This window comes from Undibacterium sp. 5I2 (genome assembly GCF_035019605.1).
Classification (GTDB): Bacteria; Pseudomonadota; Gammaproteobacteria; order Burkholderiales; family Burkholderiaceae_D; genus Undibacterium.
Genome location: NZ_JASJVS010000071.1, coordinates 1 through 18555, shown reverse-complemented (window position 1 = coordinate 18555; position 18555 = coordinate 1). Strand labels below are relative to the sequence as shown.

12 protein-coding genes are annotated in these 18555 nt (G+C 55.9%); 6 read left to right on the top strand and 6 right to left on the bottom strand.

Going from position 1 to position 18555, the window contains the following annotated elements; all coding sequences use genetic code 11:
• Positions 1–172: 172 nt before the first annotated feature.
• The 5 genes from icmF to QN359_RS17560 all read right to left on the bottom strand — a co-directional run bounded on the left by icmF (position 173) and on the right by QN359_RS17560 (position 10898).
• Positions 173–3457, bottom strand: a complete 3285-nt coding sequence (gene icmF, locus QN359_RS17580) for a fused isobutyryl-CoA mutase/GTPase IcmF (RefSeq protein ID WP_322250084.1) — start codon at positions 3455–3457, stop codon at positions 173–175.
• A gap of 161 nt (positions 3458–3618) precedes the next feature.
• Complete coding sequence (locus QN359_RS17575; RefSeq protein ID WP_322250085.1) at positions 3619–7176, bottom strand: indolepyruvate ferredoxin oxidoreductase family protein; 3558 nt, start codon at positions 7174–7176, stop codon at positions 3619–3621.
• Between the two features lie 254 nt (positions 7177–7430).
• Positions 7431–8900 carry an ATP-binding protein gene (locus QN359_RS17570; RefSeq protein WP_322250086.1) on the bottom strand — a complete coding sequence of 490 codons (1470 nt, stop codon included), beginning with the start codon at positions 8898–8900 and terminating at the stop codon, positions 7431–7433.
• Positions 8893–9606: a response regulator transcription factor gene (locus QN359_RS17565; protein ID WP_322250087.1), complete on the bottom strand. Its 714-nt coding sequence runs from the start codon at positions 9604–9606 to the stop codon at positions 8893–8895. Before QN359_RS17565 ends, QN359_RS17570 begins: the two co-directional genes overlap by 8 nt.
• 38 nt (positions 9607–9644) lie before the next feature.
• Positions 9645–10898, bottom strand: a complete 1254-nt coding sequence (locus QN359_RS17560) for an ABC transporter substrate-binding protein (RefSeq protein ID WP_322250088.1) — start codon at positions 10896–10898, stop codon at positions 9645–9647.
• 494 nt (positions 10899–11392) lie between these two features.
• Between QN359_RS17560 and QN359_RS17555 the strand changes: the two genes are divergently transcribed.
• The 6 genes from QN359_RS17555 to QN359_RS17530 all read left to right on the top strand — a co-directional run bounded on the left by QN359_RS17555 (position 11393) and on the right by QN359_RS17530 (position 18110).
• Positions 11393–12643, top strand: coding sequence for a carbohydrate porin (locus QN359_RS17555; RefSeq protein WP_322250089.1), 1251 nt, complete (start codon positions 11393–11395; stop codon positions 12641–12643).
• A 91-nt stretch (positions 12644–12734) separates the two neighbouring features.
• On the top strand, positions 12735–13988 hold the full coding sequence (locus QN359_RS17550; RefSeq protein ID WP_322250090.1) for an ABC transporter substrate-binding protein: 1254 nt from the start codon (positions 12735–12737) through the stop codon (positions 13986–13988).
• A gap of 97 nt (positions 13989–14085) precedes the next feature.
• Positions 14086–15033 (top strand): sugar ABC transporter permease, encoded by a 948-nt coding sequence (locus QN359_RS17545; protein ID WP_322250091.1) that lies wholly within the window; start codon positions 14086–14088, stop codon positions 15031–15033.
• Positions 15023–15892, top strand: a complete 870-nt coding sequence (locus QN359_RS17540; protein ID WP_322250092.1) for a carbohydrate ABC transporter permease — start codon at positions 15023–15025, stop codon at positions 15890–15892. The genes QN359_RS17545 and QN359_RS17540 overlap by 11 nt, the downstream gene beginning before the upstream one ends.
• Positions 15893–15963: 71 nt before the next feature.
• Positions 15964–17115, top strand: a complete 1152-nt coding sequence (locus tag QN359_RS17535) for a sn-glycerol-3-phosphate ABC transporter ATP-binding protein UgpC (RefSeq protein WP_322251043.1) — start codon at positions 15964–15966, stop codon at positions 17113–17115.
• 14 nt (positions 17116–17129) lie between these two features.
• A complete protein-coding gene (locus QN359_RS17530; RefSeq protein WP_322250093.1) occupies positions 17130–18110 on the top strand; it encodes a glucokinase in 981 nt (326 codons plus the stop codon).
• Here the strand turns inward: QN359_RS17530 and QN359_RS17525 are convergent.
• Positions 18107–18451: a LysR substrate-binding domain-containing protein gene (locus tag QN359_RS17525; protein WP_323493356.1), complete on the bottom strand. Its 345-nt coding sequence runs from the start codon at positions 18449–18451 to the stop codon at positions 18107–18109. The two genes, QN359_RS17530 and QN359_RS17525, sit on opposite strands and share 4 nt — an antisense overlap.
• Positions 18452–18555 lie beyond the last annotated feature (104 nt).

The following is an 18555-nucleotide window of genomic DNA, read 5'->3' as shown; positions in this document are numbered from 1 at the left end:
GCGACGCGATGGGAGGGGATGCCAACCCCTTCCAGAGTCTTTTCCATCGTCGCTTGCGACGATCCATTAAGTTGTTCTGCGCATCTGAAAGCAAAAGCCTCAACAATACTTGCGTATTGCTGAGGCTTTTTTTCTTACTACCAAACACCCGCGCAGGGCGCGAACTGTCAACTTACATATTGCGCCGGTACTGCCCACCGACTTCAAACAAGGCTGTCGTGATTTGTCCGAGCGAGCAGATGCGCGCCGCTTCCATCAGTTTTTCAAACACGTTTTCATTATTGATGGCCGCCAGTTGCAAGGCTTGCAAAGCAGCCGGGGCGACGGCGGCATGGCTGGCGTGGAAATCGGCTAAGCGCGTCAGTTGCGATTGCTTTTCTTCCTCGGTTGAGCGGGCCAGTTCGATTTTTTGTGGGGTACCACCGGCCTTGGGGTTGCGGAAGGTATTGACGCCGATGATGGGCAGGCTGCCGTCGTGTTTGAGGTGTTCGTAGTGCATCGATTCTTCTTGAATCTTCCCGCGTTGGTAGCCGGTTTCCATCGCCCCGAGTACGCCGCCGCGCTCGGCGATGCGTTCGAATTCCTGCATCACGGCTTCTTCGAGTAACTCTGTCAGTTCTTCGATGATGAAGCTGCCCTGTATCGGGTTTTCATTTTTCGCCAAGCCCCATTCGCGGTTGATGATCAATTGTATCGCCAAGGCGCGCCGCACCGATTCATCGGTTGGCGTGGTGATGGCTTCATCGTAGGCATTGGTGTGCAGGCTGTTGCAGTTGTCGTAGATGGCGATCAAGGCTTGCAGCGTGGTGCGAATATCGTTGAAGTCGATTTCCTGAGCATGCAGTGAGCGGCCGGAAGTTTGGATGTGGTATTTCAGTTTCTGGCTGCGTTCGTTGGCACCGTATTTGTCGCGCATGGCGATGGCCCAAACGCGCCGGGCGACGCGACCGAGTACGGTGTATTCGGGGTCCATGCCGTTGCTGAAGAAGAAGGACAGGTTGGCGGCGAAGTCGTCGATGTGCATGCCGCGTGCCAGATACGCTTCGACGAAGGTGAAGCCATTCGAGAGCGTGAAGGCGAGCTGGGAAATCGGATTGGCACCGGCTTCGGCGATGTGGTAGCCGGAAATCGATACCGAGTAAAAATTACGCACATTGTGTTGCACGAAGTATTGCTGAATATCGCCCATCACTTTGAGCGAAAATTCGGTTGAGAAAATACAGGTGTTCTGGCCCTGGTCTTCCTTGAGGATATCGGCTTGTACGGTGCCGCGCACATTCATCAAGACCCAGGCGCGGAGTGTGGCGGCTTCCTCGGGCGTGGCAGCGCGCTGGTTGGCGGCGTGGAATTTTTCCATTTGCTGGTCAATCGCGGTATTCATGAAGAAGGCCAGAATGGTCGGGGCCGGGCCATTGATGGTCATCGATACCGAGGTCGCCGGGTCGCACAGGTCGAAGCCGTCGTAGAGTACTTTCATGTCGTCGAGCGTGGCGACCGAGACGCCGGAATTGCCGATCTTACCGTAGATGTCGGGACGCAGAGCCGGATCAGCACCGTAGAGCGTGACCGAATCGAAGGCGGTCGAGAGGCGTTTGGCTGCCATGCCTTGCGAAACCAATTTGAAGCGACGGTTGGTGCGAAATGGATCGCCTTCGCCGGCAAACATGCGGGTTGGATCTTCGCCTTCGCGTTTGAACGGGAATACACCGGCGGTGTAAGGGAAGGCACCGGGTACATTTTCCAGCAGCAGCCAGCGCAGAATTTCACCATGGTCGACGAAGCGCGGCAGTGCGACCTTGCGGATGGTGGTGCCGGACAGGGTTTGCTGAGTCAGGCGGGTACGGATTTCTTTATCGCGGATGCGCACGACGTATTCGTCGCCGGCATACGCGGCTTGCAGTTCCGGCCAGTCTTTGAGCAGGCGTTTCGATTCGGCGTTCAAGTGGTGGTCGCGGCTTTCGATGAGGGCGTCGAAAGCTTCATCGACGGCATGTCCGGCGGCGGCCAGCATGCGTTTGCTTGCTTGCAGTTGCTGGCGTTCGCGCGCCCAGCCGACTTGCTTGCCACTTTGCTGGTGATACTGGCGTACGGTGTCGGCGATTTCAGCCAGGTAGCGGCTGCGCGCGGCCGGCACGATGACGTGCTTGGCGCTGGAATATTTGACGCCGATAGCGGGCAGGCTGCTGGCAGCCGCCTTGAGGCCGTGGGCACACAACGCCGGCAGCAAGCCTTGATACAGCGCGGTGACGCCATCGTCGTTGAAGCGCGATGCCTGGGTGCCGTAGACCGGCATGTCCTCGGGTTTTTGGCTCCACAGTTCGCGGTTGCGTTGGTATTGTTTGGCGACATCGCGCAGCGCATCCTGCGCACCCTTGCGGTCGAATTTATTGATGGCGACGAAGTCGGCAAAATCGAGCATGTCGATTTTTTCCAACTGCGAGGCCGCACCGAATTCCGGCGTCATCACGTACATCGAGACATCGACATGCGGCACGATGGCGGCGTCGCCTTGGCCGATGCCAGAGGTTTCGATGATGATGATGTCAAAACCGGCGACTTTGCAGGCGGCGATCACGTCGGGCAAGGCTTGCGAAATTTCTGAGCCAGCTTCGCGGGTGGCGAGCGAGCGCATGAAGACTTTGTTTTGGCCTTGCCACGGGTTGATGGCATTCATGCGGATGCGGTCACCGAGCAAGGCACCGCCGGATTTGCGGCGCGACGGGTCGATTGAGATCAGGGCGATGTTGAGGCCGTCGTTTTGATCGAGGCGGATACGGCGTATCAATTCATCGGTCAGCGAGGATTTGCCAGCACCACCGGTGCCGGTGATGCCCAGCGTCGGCACTTGCACCTGCTGCGCGGCGCGGAAAATTTCAGCGCGTAACTCGGGGGCGACACGTTCGTTTTCCAGCGCGGTAATCAATTGCGCCAGCGGTCGGTGGCGCGCGCTCAGCTCGCCCTGCTGCAAAGCGCCCATGGTGGTCGGGGCATAGCCGGACAAGTCGACATCGCAGGCTTGTATCATCGATGAAATCATACCGACCAAGCCCATGCGCTGGCCATCTTCCGGACTGAAAATGCGCGTCACGCCATAGGCATGCAGATCGGCGATTTCTTCGGGTACGATGACACCGCCGCCGCCGCCGAAGACTTTGATATGCGCACCGCCGCGTTGGCGCAGCAAATCGATCATGTATTTGAAGTATTCAACATGACCACCCTGATAGCTGGAGATGGCGATGCCTTGGGCATCTTCTTGCAGGGCGGCGGTGACGATTTCTTCTACCGAGCGATTGTGCCCAAGGTGAATCACTTCGGCACCGTTGGCCATGAGGATGCGGCGCATGATATTGATCGAGGCATCGTGGCCATCGAACAGCGAGGCGGCTGTGACAAAGCGCAGCTTATTAGTGGGCTTGTATTCGTTCAGATTCTGGGCTACGGACAGGTCGGTCATGTCTTCCTCAACGGTCTGGTGATGCAGCGCAGAATAGCGCTGCGTATTCTTATGGCTTGAATCTATATGACGTTAACGTAAACGTCAATAAACAAATCAGGTATGGTCCGAAATACGCCCGAGACGAGCACACTGCTTTGCTCGTCTCAGGCGCTGCCGATTTAGGCGGCGCGGGCCAATTCGCTAGTGCTCTCGCTCAAGCTTTGCTGCAAACGAATTTTTTCGCGTTGGTAGCTTTGCAGCGCTTGTTCTTTGACGTGACCAAAACCGCGCAATTGTTCCGGCAGGCTGGCCAGCGCCACAGCCTGCGCCAGATTGGCGACGCTGAGTTGCTCCAGCAAGGCCAGCAACATGGCGCGGTATTCGACGATTAAGGCGCGTTCGCTGCGGCGTTCGGCGCTATAGCCGAACGGGTCGAGGCGGGTGCCGCGCACGCTCTTGCATTTGGCCAGCAAGCTAAATGCTTGCCACACCCAGGAACCGTATTCGGCCTTGATCAGATGGCCTTGGCTGTCTTTTTTCGACCACAAGGGCGGAGCTAAATTGAATTTCAGGCTGAATTTGCCATCGAATTGCTGCGCCAATTGTTTGCTGAACTCGCCATCCGTGTACAGGCGTGCGACTTCGTACTCGTCTTTGTAGGCCATCAGCTTGAAGTAGTACTTGGCCACGGCCATGCTGAGTTTATTGCCTGCACCGAGCGCTGCTTCGGCGCTGCGCACGCGTGCTACCAGCTCGGTGTATTGCGCCGCATAGGCGGCGTTTTGATAGGCAGTCAGGTAAGCTTGGCGGTGCGCCAGCAGTTTGTCCAAGCTTTGTGGCAGTTGCAGCGAAATGGTTTGAGCTGGCACGGCGATGCCTTCGACGCGCGCCAGATCGACGGCGGCACGCCGGCCCCACAGAAAGGCTTGTTGGTTAGCTGCGACGGCGACACCATTGAGTTCGATGGCGCGCAATAAGGCGGCGGCCGAGACCGGTAGCGCCCCCTTTTGGTAGGCAAATCCGAGCATGAACAAGTTGGTGGCGATGGCGTCGCCCATCAAGGCTGTGGCGATGCGGGTGGCGTCGATGAAGTCGACTTGGTCGCCGACTGAGTCAGCGATCAGGTGTTCGGTCGATTCCAGCGGGAATTGCCAATCGGGGTTTTTCGTGAATGCACCGGTCGGTTGTTGGTGCGTGTTGATGACGGCGCGGGTGCGGCCGGCACGCATTTTAGAAATGGCGTCGTGGGCGCCGGCGGTGAGGATATCGCAGCCGAGTACCAGATCGGCTTCGCCGGTGGCGATGCGTTGCGCGCGCAAGCGGCTGCTTTGATTGACGATGCGGATATGCGAAGTGACCGAGCCATTTTTTTGCGACATGCCGGTCATGTCTAATACCGATGCGCCCTTGCCTTCCAAATGGGCGGCCATACCGAGTAAGGCACCGACCGTGATGACGCCGGTACCACCGATGCCATTGAGTAGAATATTGTAAGAGCTGTCGCAGTTTGGCAGCAGCGGTTCGGGGAGTGGGCCGAATGCGCTGTCGGCGGCACGGCCAGTCGATGATTTGCGCAGCTTGCCGCCGGAGACGGTGACAAAGCTAGGGCAAAAACCTTTGACACAGGAGTAATCTTTATTGCAGGACGATTGGTCGATCGCGCGTTTACGCCCGAGTTCCGTTTCCAGCGGCAAAATAGCGGTGCAATTCGATTGCACGCCGCAGTCGCCACAAGCTTCGCACACAGCAGGGTTGATGAACAGGCGCTCGGCCGGGTCGGGGTATTCGCCTTTTTTGCGGCGGCGACGTTTTTCAGCCGCGCAGGTTTGATCATAGATGAGCACGCTGGTACCGGGGACGGTGCGCAGTTCGCGCTGTACCGCATCCATGTCGGTGCGGTCGTGTAAGGTGACATTACGCGGCAAGGCCGAGCGGTCGAGGTAGCGGCTCAGGTCTTCCGTAACCAAGGCGATGCGGGCGATTCCTTCGGCCGCCATTTGTTGCGCCATCATGGCCACGCTGATGGTGCCGTCGATCGGCTGACCGCCGGTCATGGCGACGGCATCATTGTATAAAATTTTGTAGGTGATATTGACGCCGGCGGCCACGGCGGCGCGAATCGCCAGATAACCGGAATGGAAATAGGTGCCATCACCGAGATTTTGAAAGACGTGCGGCAGCGTGCTGAAGGCCGCTTGGCCTATCCACGGCGCGCCTTCACCACCCATATGGGTGGTGAGTTTATTGAATTCCGGGTAAATGGCAGTGGCCATGACGTGGCAACCGATGCCGGCCAGGGCCAGACTGCCCTCGGGCACCTTGGTCGAGGTATTGTGCGGGCAGCCTGAGCAGTAATAGGCCGGACGCGCCGGCGTGTTGACTTGGCGGGTCAATACCGCGTCTTTGGCTTCTAAAAATGTCAGCCGCGCCTTGATCAAGTCGCTGGTATGAAAACGGGCGATGCGTGCGGCGATGACGCGGGCGATCTGCGCCACGGAAAAATCAGCCTTGGAAGTAAGCAGCCACTCTCCGCGTGGATGTACCCATTCGCCTTTTTCATCGAATTTACCGATCACGCGCGGCCGTACATCGTCGCGCCAGTTGTAGAGTTGTTCTTTGAGTTGGTATTCCACCATCTGGCGTTTTTCTTCGACCACCAGAATTTCATCAAGGCCGAGTGCGAATTCGCGCACACCGTCCGGTTCCAAGGGCCACGGCATCGCCACTTTGAACAGGCGCAGGCCAATGTCGGCGGCCAGAGCTTCATCGATGCCGAGTTCTTCCAGCGCTTCGAGCACGTCGAGATACGATTTGCCGGAGGCGACGATGCCCAGTCGCGCGTGCGGACTGTCGATGGTGACGCGGTTGAGCTGATTGGCGCGGGCATACGCGAGTGCGGCATAGATTTTGTAATCCTGCATCAGCGCTTCTTGTTTGCGCGCTTGGATACCGAGGGTGTCTTGCGACAGGCGCGCATTGAGGCCGCCTTCGGGCATGACAAAATCGTGCGGAATGTTGATCTGCAAGCGGAAGGGGTCGGCATCGACCGAAGCGGTCGATTCGACCGTGTCGGCCAAGGCTTTGAAACCGACCGCGCAACCGGAAAAGCGCGACATGGCCCAAGCATGCAAACCAAGGTCGAGGTATTCTTGCACATTGGCCGGGTACAGCATGGGAATCATGCAGGCGGAAAAAATATGGTCGGATTGATGCGGCAAGGTGGAAGAATAGGCACCATGGTCATCACCGGCCACCAGCAGCACGCCACCGTGGACGGCGGTACCGGCATGGTTCATGTGTTTGAACACGTCGGCGCTGCGATCAACGCCAGGGCCTTTGCCATACCACATGGCGAACACACCGTCGTATTTGGCCGGGCCGATCAGATCCACCGTTTGGCTGCCCCAGACTGCGGTGGCAGCGAGGTCTTCATTCACCCCGGGAACGAAGCGCACATGGCTTTGTTCGAGTAATTGTTTGGTTTTCCACAGGGTTTCATCGAGACCACCCAAGGGTGAGCCGCGATAGCCGGAAATAAAACCAGCGGTATTGAGGCCGGCGGCTTGATCGCGCAGGCGCTGCAGCATCGGCAAACGTACCAGCGCTTGGATGCCAGAGAGGAAGATCGTGCCTGTGGTGGCGGTGTATTTGTCTTCGAGGCGCACCGGGTACAGGCTAGTGGCAGGAACGGCGGCAGACGATAGACCAGCAGACTCCGGATAGGTGTCGGATAACATGAATGGCTCCAAAATTGATAATTTAGATCGCAAAGAACATCCATTGCATCCGGTAAGATGCAAATTTGCTCATAAGCTGTAGCGAGGTATCGTCTACAGTTTCTCGTTGCGTTGGCTGAGATAACAGCTATTTTATGCGAATTCGGCCGACTATTGACCGAAATCTGCTGAGGGATCAGTGTGGGGCAAAGCCGGCATCTGGCAAAATATGAAATTCACATGCTGGTATCAGAAAAAATGATACCAGCGCTGTTTCATGCTTTTACAGGCAGGAAAATGACGGCTTCAAAACCTCCGTCGGCCGCATTGTTCAGCCGCAGGGTACCGCCGTGGGCGTCGACGATGTCGCGCGCGATGCTCAGGCCCAAGCCGAGCCCGGTTTGGTTTTGGCTACGGCCATGCTCGAGCCGCACATATGGTTGCGCCAGACTGCTCAAGGCTTCTTCCGGTACGCCGGGGCCATGATCACGAATGTGAATTTCGACGCCGCCAGCGACGGCAAGGCAGAAAATTTCTACCCGCTCGCCGTAATGAATCGCATTGTTGAGCAAGTTGCCGATGGCGCGTTTGAGCGCTAATGGTTTGGCCGCGATACTCAAGCCTGATTCAGTAAATTCAATCGCATGGCCAGACAAACCGACCCCGCGCACCATGCGCTGAATCAGTGGATCGAGGCGGATTTCGGTCGGATTTTCGTAAATATCGCTGTCTTTGACACATTGCAGCGCGCCCTTAACCATCATGTCGAGTTCATCGAGGTCATCATGAAATTCGCTGCGCACCTCTTCATCGTCGAGTAATTCGGCACGTAATTTCAAGCGCATGATGGGGGTGCGCAGATCATGTGAGATCGAGACGAACAGGCGTTCGCGGTCGTCGATGTAGCGCGCAATCCGTTCGCGCATGGCACTGAAGGCACGCGCGGTATTGACGAATTCACGGCTGCCAGTCTCCGGCAACTGCGGTGCTGCTTCACCGTTACCGAAGGCTTCCGCCGCTTCCGACAGCGCCGCCAGCGGCCGCGTGATCCAGCGCACCACTAAGATCGACAGCAACAGTACGGTTGCCAGCGACAGCGCTTGCAATACCACGCGGTCGCCCGACAGCGGGTCATTACTGTCGAGGAAATATGGGTTGGGCATCAGGGTAGCCAAGTACAGCCAGCGACCTGGTTCCATTTCGACTTGAATCACCAGTATCGGGGCTGGGTTGGGCTTGGTGACGAGAATATGCTGAACCCAGCGGTCTGGTACATCGCCGATGCCGGCACCGTCTTCCGATAACACCAAGTCAGTCGGCCAGGAGAAGTTGATTTGTACTTTAGCCAGGTTGGGCAAATTCTTTTTCAGCGCCAGCAAGATTTTTTGCTTCGCCATTTCGGCCAATGCTTGTTGTTCGATATCTTTGATCGCCAACGGCATACTGTTGAGATTGACATAAAAACGGGTGCCGCCCATTTCGCGGAATTGTTGAATGATGAGCGGACGGTAATTCGGCGGCGGGCTCATGAAATACCGTATCGTGCTGGCCGCACTCTGGGCCAGATGTTGCGACGATTCGTTTACCTCGATCTGCGATTCTTTGCGCATCTGCGCGGCCCAAAAGGCATTCCCAACGAATTGCGTCAGCATCACCCCAGCCACCATGACGATGGTCAAGCGTCCCAATAAGGACGACGGCAATAGCCGCTGCAGCCATTGCCAGCGGTTGAAGATGTCAAACATTCGAGACGCTGACGTCAGCCGAGAACACATAGCCAGCGCCGCGCACGGTCTTGATGATGAATGGCTGTTTGCCATCATCATTGAGGCGCAGGCGCAGGCGGCTGATTTGTACATCGAGCGAACGATCGAGCGGGCCGGAATCGCGGCCACGGGTTTCCTCGCACAAGAGACCACGGTCGAGAATGTCGCCCGGGTGTTCGAGGAAGTATTTCAATAATTGAAAATCCAGCCCGGTGAGTGCGACGATTTCGGCCGCGGCATTGACGACGGTGCGTTCGACGGTGTCCAAGGTAAAGCCATTGAAGCGGTAAAAACGTGGCGGCGCATTGCTGTCGCTGCCCATGCGTCGATGGATCGCTTTGATACGTGCAAGCAGTTCACGCGGGCTGTAAGGCTTACCAATATAGTCATCAGCACCGAGCTCGAGTCCGACCACGCGATCGGTTTCATCGGAACTGGCGGTGAGCATGATGATGGGAATATTCGAGCGCTGCCGCACAATTTTGCACAGCGCGAAGCCATCGGTATCGGGCAACATCACGTCGAGTATCACCATCGATAATTCATCGGTATAGCGGGCGAATTCGGCCAAGAACGATTCGCCGTTATGCGCCAGCCTGACTTCGTATTGGTTTTTTTCCAGATAGGCTTTGAGCAGAGTTCGGGTTTTTTGATCGTCATCAACAATCAGTATTTTGCGCGTCATATTTAAATCTTCAATTCAGGGGTGGGCACGGCCCAGTGTCAGCGGGTCAAGGTGCGGCTGATCGCCGCGAGGCGGCGCTGGGTTTCGCTCACCGGCTGCCGGTCATCAGAAAAAAAGCGCATGACTTCGGCGATGATGGCGTCTTTCGACAATTCATCGGTGGCCATGCGATGTGCCAAGCTTGGCACTTGCACCATATTGCCACGCGAAAAGACCGTCCAAGAGGCCAGTGAACAACTATCGAACTTGCTGGTATCGGCCGTGCGCAGCACCGGTATGGAACCCTTGATCTGGTTGAATTCCATCTGCATCGCCGGTGACAGCGCGATTTGTGCGATTTTTTCTTGGGCGCTGCGGAAGGAATTGTCTTTGGCCAGCATGACCAAGGTGTCAATATCATACAGATGGTAGCGCGCGGTGCGCGGCACGGCAGCGCAGGAAAAGCCGACATCGGTGGCGATGCCCCAGGCGTTGAGTTCGCCCTTGGCCCAGTCACCCATGACCAGCATGCCGGCGTCGCCATCGGCCAACAGGCGCGTCATGTCGCTCCAGCTTTGTTCTTTCAAGGGCGTCGGCATCCATTGTTTGAGCCAGCGCAGGCGCAACAGGGCTTTGGCAAAGCGCAAGTCGGTGAAGGCGGCGGCGTCTTTGCGCACGAAGGCATTGCGATAAAAAGCTGCATCCGATTCCGCCAGCACCAAGGTTTCAAACAGGGTGGCAACTTGCCACGGCTCGGAACTTTGCGCCAGCGGGGTGATGCCGGCTTGCTGCAAGCGCTTGGCGACGGCTTCGAATTCATCCCAGTTGGTCGGCGCCGTGAGCTGATATTTGGCAAACAGCTTGCGATTGTAGAACAGCGTATTGATACGATGAATGCCCAGTGGAATGGCGACCGGATGGGCTTTCGGGCGGATCAAATTCCACACCGAGGGATACAGCGATTTTTCCCATTTGCCGTCTTTGGCAATGGCATCGATTTCCAGCAGCAAGCCGAGATCGGCCCATTCGGAAATGATGACGCCATTGAGCTGGGCGAATTCCGGGGCATTGCCGGCCAACATACGACTCTTCAAGACGATGCCCGCACCGATGCCTGAACCGTTCGGTATGACCGCATCGACCCAGATCAAATTTTCTTGTGCCAATTTACCAGCCAACAATGCTACCGCTTTGTGTTCACTGGTAGACGTCCACCAATGCAACACTTGGACAGTTTGATTTTGTGCATAGATTTGTGCATTTGCAAGCAGACACAGCAGCACGCCCAACAACGCCGTGCGATAGCACCGCATGGCAGCGCACAGTCGATCGACTGCTGTATTTGCAAATTCCGCACAGGGCAACAATATTGAAATCGCTGTTTGCACCTTGTGTATCCTTCCTTGTCTCGGCAGACACTATAGCCGAACTGACTTGCAATCGGACAGGGCAAGCGTAAGTAAGGCCATCTAATTGTAAAGAAACGTAAGTTTATATGTTTTTTTATTTCTTCAGGGCTAATCCCGTCATGTGCCGCTGTTTCTCTATGAGCGCGGGCGAGTTTGGGATGCGCAGATCGAGGTGTTTGTAAAGTAAGGTAAGCCAAGCTCTTTGCACTGAAAACTTTATCCTGATAAAAATCAACAACTTAAGCCTTACCGGCTAGTAAGAGGCGGCACAGTTGGAATCACAATCGTAGCAATGTTAGTGTGCATGGCGGTCAAACGACAAGCGACATGCTCACGGTGATCAACAAATAAGCACAGACTTGGTTGCGCATAGTTAAATATACAATTACGGAGACAAAATGAAATACAACAAACTCAAAGCGCTGCCTTTGGCGCTCACGCTCGCCCTCTCATCCGGCATCGCGCTGGCTGATGGTGGTCACGATGAAGATGGCTTCCATGGTTATTTCCGCGATGGCGCTGGCAGCCGCAGCGGTGGTGGTTCGCAAAGTTGCTTCGGTCTCGGTGGTAACACGATGAAATACCGCCTCGGCAATGAGTGCGATGCCTACTTCGAAGGCGGTTACACCACCACGCTGGCCAAAGCCGCTGATGGCGTGATCTTCACGGGTACGCTGTGGGCCAATGCTTACAGCCCACACTCAGATTTCGCCGATGCGCCTTTGAAAGTCGCCAAAGCCTATGTCGAAGCGAAAAATCTCGACTTCCTCGGCGGTGGCGTAGCTTGGGTCGGGAAACGTTACTACTTCCGTCCTGACATCCATATGCTGGATTTGCAGTACATCAACATGAACGGTACCGGTGCCGGTATCGATCGTTTCAAAGCTGGTGCCGGTACGCTCAGCTATGCCGTGTTTAAAGATAATGATCTGTCGGTCATCAGTCCAACTACCGGCCTCGTTACCGGTACCACGGCAGCGCTGCGCCAAACCGTGATCTACGAAGGTTTGCCAGTCAATGAAGGCGGCAAAGTTGACGCCGCTCTGACCCTGATCAAAGGCGAAGGCGATAATTCACACAATGGTTGGCAAGCATCGATCTTCCACAAACAAGAGGTATTCGGTGGCGGCAATACCGTCGGCCTGCAATATGGCGTCGGTCCTGGCGTCGGCGGTGGCGGCGGTCGTATCGGTGTTTCCGGCAGCACATCGCTAGGCTCTGACGTAACACGTCTGCGTTTGTTTAATGACCTGGTAGTGCAACCGACCAAACAATTCAGCGCCGAATTCGTAGCTTTGATCCAACGCGATAAATCGAATGCCGGCGGCTCGACCACTTGGACTAGCCTCGGTGTGCGTCCGGTCTATGCCTTTGCGCCACATTTCAAAATGCAAATGGAACTCGGTACTGATCGCGTCACTGGTGCCAATGGCGCAGCAGATCAACGTTTGACCAAACTCACGATCGCTCCAACCATCTCCATGGGCGAAAGTTACTGGGCACGTCCAGAGCTGCGTTTGTTCGTCAGCTACGGTAAATGGAACAATGCAGCCACTGCTGCGGTCAATGCTAATAACAACTCGGGCCCGGTGTATAACAATGGCACCAGCGGCACGTCGGCTGGCGTACAAGTCGAAGCTTGGTGGTAATCCACCCCGGCTGGCCGCGCGGACTGCGATAGTCTGCGCGGGTACTTGAGCGTCACCACAACCCTATATCAAGTTTCACTGGAGAACCAACATGAAATTGAAACAAATCAGCTTAGCTGTCCTTGCTGCGACGACGATGATGGCCGGCATGGCCACTTCCCAGGCAGCGGAAGTCGAAGTCTTGCATTACTGGACATCTGGCGGCGAAGCAAAATCGGCAGCCGAATTGAAAAAAATGATGGAAGCCAAGGGCATTACTTGGAAAGATTTCGCGGTCGCCGGCGGCGGTGGTGAAAATGCGACGACTGCACTGAAAGCACGCGTGATTGCCGGTAGTGCACCGACAGCGGCCCAAATCAAAGGTCCATCGATTCAAGAATGGGGCAATGAAGGCGTGTTAGCCAATATCGATGCAGCCGCTACCGAAGGCAAGTGGGATAGCTTACTGCCTAAAGTAGTCTCGAATGTGATGAAGTACAAAGGCCATTATGTTGCGGCACCGATCAATGTGCATCGCGTCAACTGGTTGTGGATCAATCCTGAAGTCTTGAAAAAAGCCGGTGCCACAACACCGACCAATTTCGATGAATTCTTTGTTGCTGCCGACAAGATCAAAAAAGCCGGCTTCATCGCCGTTGCCCACGGTGGTCAACCTTGGCAAGATGCGACGGTCTTTGAATCGGTCGCGCTCGGCGTCGGTGGTGCAGAATTTTACAAAAAAGCTTTGATTCAACTCGATCCGGCGACACTGTCCGGCCCGACCATGATCAAGACTTTCGATACACTGGGCAAAATCAAGACTTACATCGATAAAGATTCCGCTGGCCGCGACTGGAATTTGGCAACGGCCATGGTCATCAACGGTAAAGCTGGTATGCAATTCATGGGCGACTGGGCAAAAGGTGAATTCACTGCCGCCGGCAAACAGCCAGGCAAGGATTACCTCTGCGTAGCCGCACCGGGTACAGAAAAATCGTACACGTTCAACATCGATTCTTTGGCGATGTTCAATGTCAAAGGTGCTGAGCAACAGAAAGCGCAATTGACACTGGCAACCGCGGTGATGAGCCCGGAATTCCAGGAAATCTTCAATCTCAACAAGGGTTCGATTCCGGTCCGTGCCGGCGTTTCCCGCGCCAAGTTTGACAGTTGTGCCTTGAAATCGATGGATGACATGGATGCCACCAACAAATCCGGTGGTCTGGTACCAAGCTTTGCCCATGGCATGGCGATCGATTCAGCTAAAGCTGGCGCAATTCAAGACGTGATTGCGAAATTCATGAATTCCAACATGACTTCCCAAGCAGCAGCCCAAGCCCTGGTCAAAGCGGCAAAAGCAAAATAAACTCAGTTTTACCTGGAGGCGCCGCGGCATCATTGATGCAGCGGCGCACCGGCACGCTCTCTGGCGCGCTGGTGATCCTCTGTTCCCGGAGACAAGCATGTCGGTCATTCCCCCGTCAAGTACTACCCTTTCCCCCGCGCAGTCGCAGGCTTCCTTGCCAGACCGTTTGCGTTCGCTCGCCGATCTGTGGTTGCCGCGCTTGGTGCTCTCGCCAACCGTGTTTGCATCGCTGCTGTTTGTGTATGGTTTCATCGCCTTTACCGCCTATCTGTCACTGACCGATTCGCGCATCATGCCCAATTACGAATTGACCGGTTTCGGTCAGTATCAAGCCTTGTTCGATCTCGACCGTTGGTGGGTGTCTGCCGCCAATCTCGGGATATTCGGCTCGCTGTTCATCCTCATCTGCCTGGCGGTTGGTTTGGCGCTGGCGGTGTTTCTCGATCAAAAAATTCGTCTCGAAGGCGCACTGCGAGCGATTTATCTGTATCCGATGGCGCTGTCGTTCATCGTTACCGGTGCGGCGTGGAAATGGATTCTCAATCCTGGCCTGGGTTTGGAAAAAATGGTCAGAGAATGGGGCTTTCCGAACTTTTCCATGGATTGGTTGGTCGATTCCGATTTTGCCATCTATACCGTCGTCATTGCCGGAGTCTGGCAATCGTCGGGCTTCGTGATGGCGCTGTTCCTGGCCGGCTTACGCGGCGTGGATGACAGTATCATCAAAGCCGCTATGGTCGATGGTGCCAGCCTGCCGACCATTTATCGTCGCATCGTCATTCCGGCGCTGCGCCCGGTATTTTTCAGCGTGCTGCTGGTGCTTTCGCACATTGCCATCAAGAGTTTCGATCTGGTGATGGCACTGACCGCCGGCGGCCCCGGCACTTCGTCGGATGTACCGGCTATTTTCATGTACCAATTCTCGTTCACACGTGGTCAACTCGGGCTCGGCGCTGCTTCGGCGATGATGATGCTCATGACGGTGTTGGCTGTGCTGGTGCCGTTGATTTACCTCGAAACCAAGGAGGCTCGCCATGGCCACTGACAGCAAAGCGGCGTTCCGTCCCGGTCGTCTGTTGATTTACGCGCTGCTGATTTTTTGCGCACTGTATTACCTCGCGCCACTGTATGTGATGTTGTCCACCTCACTCAAATCGCTCGATGAAATTCGCAGCGGTAATTTGCTCGATTTTCCTATGCATCCGAGTACGGCGGCATGGGAAAAAGCCTGGGGTGCCGCCTGTACCGGTGTGCGCTGCGAGGGTTTGGCACCGTATTTCTGGAATTCGATCAAGATGGCGGTGCCGGCAGTATTGGTGTCAACCTTGATCGGTTCACTCAACGGCTACGTGTTAGCGCATTGGAAGTTCAAGTATTCGGAAATTATCTTCACCAGCTTGATGGTCGGCTGTTTCATTCCGTTTCAAGTGGTGATTCTGCCGATGGCGCGCGTGCTCGGTATGGCTGAGCTGGCCAATACCACCGGCGGTTTGGTGTTCGTGCATATCGTCTACGGCGTCGCCTTCACCACCCTGTTCTTCCGTAATTACTATGTCAGCGTGCCCGATGAATTGGTGAAAGCGGCACGCATCGATGGTGCCGGTTTCTTCCGTATTTACCGGAGTGTGATTCTGCCTTTGTCGCTGCCGATTTTCATGGTTTGCTTCATCTGGCAATTCACCCAAATCTGGAATGATTTCCTGTTCGGCGTGGTGTTCGGTGGTACCGATGCCCAACCAGTCACGGTGGCACTCAATAACCTGGTTAATACTTCGACGGGCGTGACTGAATACAACGTCAACATGGCTGCTGCGATCATCGCCGCCTTGCCGACGCTGGGCCTGTATCTGTTGGCTGGAAAATACTTTGTGCGCGGCCTGACGGCCGGTGCGGTCAAAGGCTAATCAATTATGAACCCGGGCGGCGCTGCGGAGCATGCGCGCCCGGGCTGTCAAGTAATCAGGAGAATATGAATATGGCTAGCTTGTCTATCCGCGATGTACGCAAGGTGTATCCGAACGGTGCAGAAGTATTGAAGGGCATTAATCTGGAAATTAAAGATGGCGAATTTCTAATTCTGGTTGGCGGTTCCGGCTGTGGTAAATCGACGCTGCTCAATATGATCGCCGGCTTGGAAACGATTTCCGAAGGTGGCATTTATATCGGCGAAAAATGTGTCAACGATGTACCTCCGAAATCACGCGACATCGCCATGGTGTTCCAATCGTATGCGCTGTATCCGACCATGACGGTACGCGAAAATATTTCGTTTGGCTTAGGCATCCGCAAGGTACCGGCCGCAGAACAAAAGAAGATCGTCGACCGCGTCGCTGAAACTCTGCAAATGACCCATCTGCTCGACCGCAAACCGGCCTTGTTGTCCGGCGGTCAGCGCCAACGGGTGGCAATGGGCCGCGCCATCGCGCGGAATCCTTCGCTGTTCTTGTTCGATGAACCTTTGTCTAATCTCGACGCCAAACTGCGGGTGGAAATGCGCGCCGAGATCAAACTCATGCATCAACGTCTCAAAACCACCACCGTGTATGTGACGCATGATCAAGTCGAAGCGATGACCTTGGGCGACAAAATTGCGGTGATGAAGGATGGCGTGGTGCAGCAGTTCGGCAGTCCGCAAGATATTTACGACCGTCCGGCCAATATGTTCGTGGCCGGTTTCATCGGCTCGCCGTCGATGAATTTCCTGCGTGGTAAGCTGCAAACGCAAGCCACTGGCGTTTCTTTCTGCCTCGAACACGGCGGCGTAGTGACGCAGTTGCCGGTGCCGGACGTGCATCTGGCCGCGATCAAACGCTTGCGCAAACCGGATGGCGAGATCATCCTCGGCATTCGGCCTGAGCACGTGACCGATGCGGTCAGTGCGCGTGCTTCGGAAATGGTTGACGGCTACCATCCTACCGAAGTCGATTGCGTGGTCGAGCTGACCGAGCCAACCGGCCCGGATACCTTGGTGTTTTCAAGCTTTAACCAAACCCGCATCACTTGCCGCACGCATCCGCGCGCGGCGGCCATGCCGGGACAAGCGATGCGCTTGGCCTTTGATCTCTCTAAAGCGGTGTTCTTCGATCCGGAAACCGAACAAAGCTTGTTAGTCGACAAGCATAGTTAAGCGGCTGAAATTTCATGTCTTTTCCTAAACTTTTCGCCGATATCGGCGGCACCAATGCCCGCTTTGCGCTCGAAATCGCGCCGGGCGAGTTGGCGGCCGTGCAGGTGCTGCCCTGCGCCGAGTATGCGACGCTGGCGGCGGCCTTGCAAAGCTACCTCAGCGCTGCGGCGGTGCAGGCGGCTGGCGGTGCGCTGGTGCAGCAGGCCGGCATTGCCATCGCCAATCCGATTACCGGCGACCACATCAGCATGACCAATCACCACTGGAGTTTTTCGATCGAACAGACGCGCCGTCTGTTCGGTTTTGAACAACTGATTGTGGTCAATGATTTCACCGCCTTGGCGATGGCGTTGCCATTTCTGGGTCAACATCAGCTCGAGCAAGTCGGCGGTGCAGCCAGTGTCAGCGGCCATGCCATCGGCTTACTCGGTGCCGGCACCGGCCTCGGTGTGTCCGGTCTGGTGCCGTCTGCCGAGGCGTGGATTCCGCTGCACAGCGAGGGTGGGCACACCAGTTTTTCGCCGTGTAATGCGCGCGAAATCGCGATTTTAGAATTTGCTTGGCGCGAGTTTTCTCATGTTTCCTCGGAACGTTTGTTGTCTGGCCCAGGCTTGAAACTGATTTATCGCGCCTTGGCAGATTATCTGCGCCACCCGGCACAGGACTTGGATGCAGCGGCGATTGTGCAACGCGGCTTGGAGCGCAGTTGCCCGGTCTGCATCGATACCTTGGCCAGTTTTTGCGACATGCTCGGTACCATGGCCGGTAATTTGGCCGTGACCTTGGGTGCGCGTGGCGGTATTTATATCGGTGGCGGCATCGTGCCGCGGCTGGGCAGCTATTTAGCCGAGTCGGGTTTTCGCCGTCGCTTCGAACAAAAAGGCCGTTTCGAAAACTATCTCTCGCAAATTCCTATCTTCGTGATCACCGAAGCCTATCCGGCGTTCATCGGCTTATCGGCCTTGGCCGGCTCGCGCCAGCAGACGGCGGTTTAAGCCAGCAGGCTGCGCGCGCCCTGCCAGTGCTGCTCAAGGCACAAGGCGCGCGTGACCTCGATGACCAATTGTTGAACTGCCAAGGCCGCATTGGTCAGCGGTATCGTATTCGAGGCGCATAAGCTGACGGTACGCGCGAGTTGCACATCACTGATGCGACTGGCACGCAGTGCACCGCGCGCCAGTTCATCCTGCAATGGCGCGGCCGGTAACAGGGTGGCACCCATATCGGCCAGTAAGGCCGATTTCAATATCGCGATCGAGGTGATGTCGATGACTTGAATGGATCGTCGCAAGCGACGATGGAAAAGACGCTGGAAGGGGTTTGCACCCCCTCCCATCGCGTCGCTCCTTCGTCGATCTCCGGCCTGAAGAGGCTGTCGCAAAAGGGTAGTGAGTCGGTATCATTACCCTGACTGGTGGCCACGTCATTCCTGCGCGCTTT

Excerpts from the sequence above, each read along its gene's own strand:
- QN359_RS17565 (WP_322250087.1), bottom strand. The coding sequence starts at position 9,606 with ATGACGCGCAAAATACTGATTGTTGATGACGATCAAAAAACCCGAACT.
- QN359_RS17525 (WP_323493356.1), bottom strand. The coding sequence starts at position 18,451 with ATGGGAGGGGGTGCAAACCCCTTCCAGCGTCTTTTCCATCGTCGCTTG.
- QN359_RS17535 (WP_322251043.1), top strand. The coding sequence starts at position 15,964 with ATGGCTAGCTTGTCTATCCGCGATGTACGCAAGGTGTATCCGAACGGT.
- QN359_RS17550 (WP_322250090.1), top strand. The coding sequence starts at position 12,735 with ATGAAATTGAAACAAATCAGCTTAGCTGTCCTTGCTGCGACGACGATG.
- QN359_RS17545 (WP_322250091.1), top strand. The coding sequence starts at position 14,086 with ATGTCGGTCATTCCCCCGTCAAGTACTACCCTTTCCCCCGCGCAGTCG.
- QN359_RS17570 (WP_322250086.1), bottom strand. The coding sequence starts at position 8,900 with ATGTTTGACATCTTCAACCGCTGGCAATGGCTGCAGCGGCTATTGCCG.
- QN359_RS17555 (WP_322250089.1), top strand. The coding sequence starts at position 11,393 with ATGAAATACAACAAACTCAAAGCGCTGCCTTTGGCGCTCACGCTCGCC.
- QN359_RS17530 (WP_322250093.1), top strand. The coding sequence starts at position 17,130 with ATGTCTTTTCCTAAACTTTTCGCCGATATCGGCGGCACCAATGCCCGC.
- QN359_RS17540 (WP_322250092.1), top strand. The coding sequence starts at position 15,023 with ATGGCCACTGACAGCAAAGCGGCGTTCCGTCCCGGTCGTCTGTTGATT.
- icmF (WP_322250084.1), bottom strand. The coding sequence starts at position 3,457 with ATGACCGACCTGTCCGTAGCCCAGAATCTGAACGAATACAAGCCCACT.
- QN359_RS17560 (WP_322250088.1), bottom strand. The coding sequence starts at position 10,898 with ATGCGGTGCTATCGCACGGCGTTGTTGGGCGTGCTGCTGTGTCTGCTT.
- QN359_RS17575 (WP_322250085.1), bottom strand. The coding sequence starts at position 7,176 with ATGTTATCCGACACCTATCCGGAGTCTGCTGGTCTATCGTCTGCCGCC.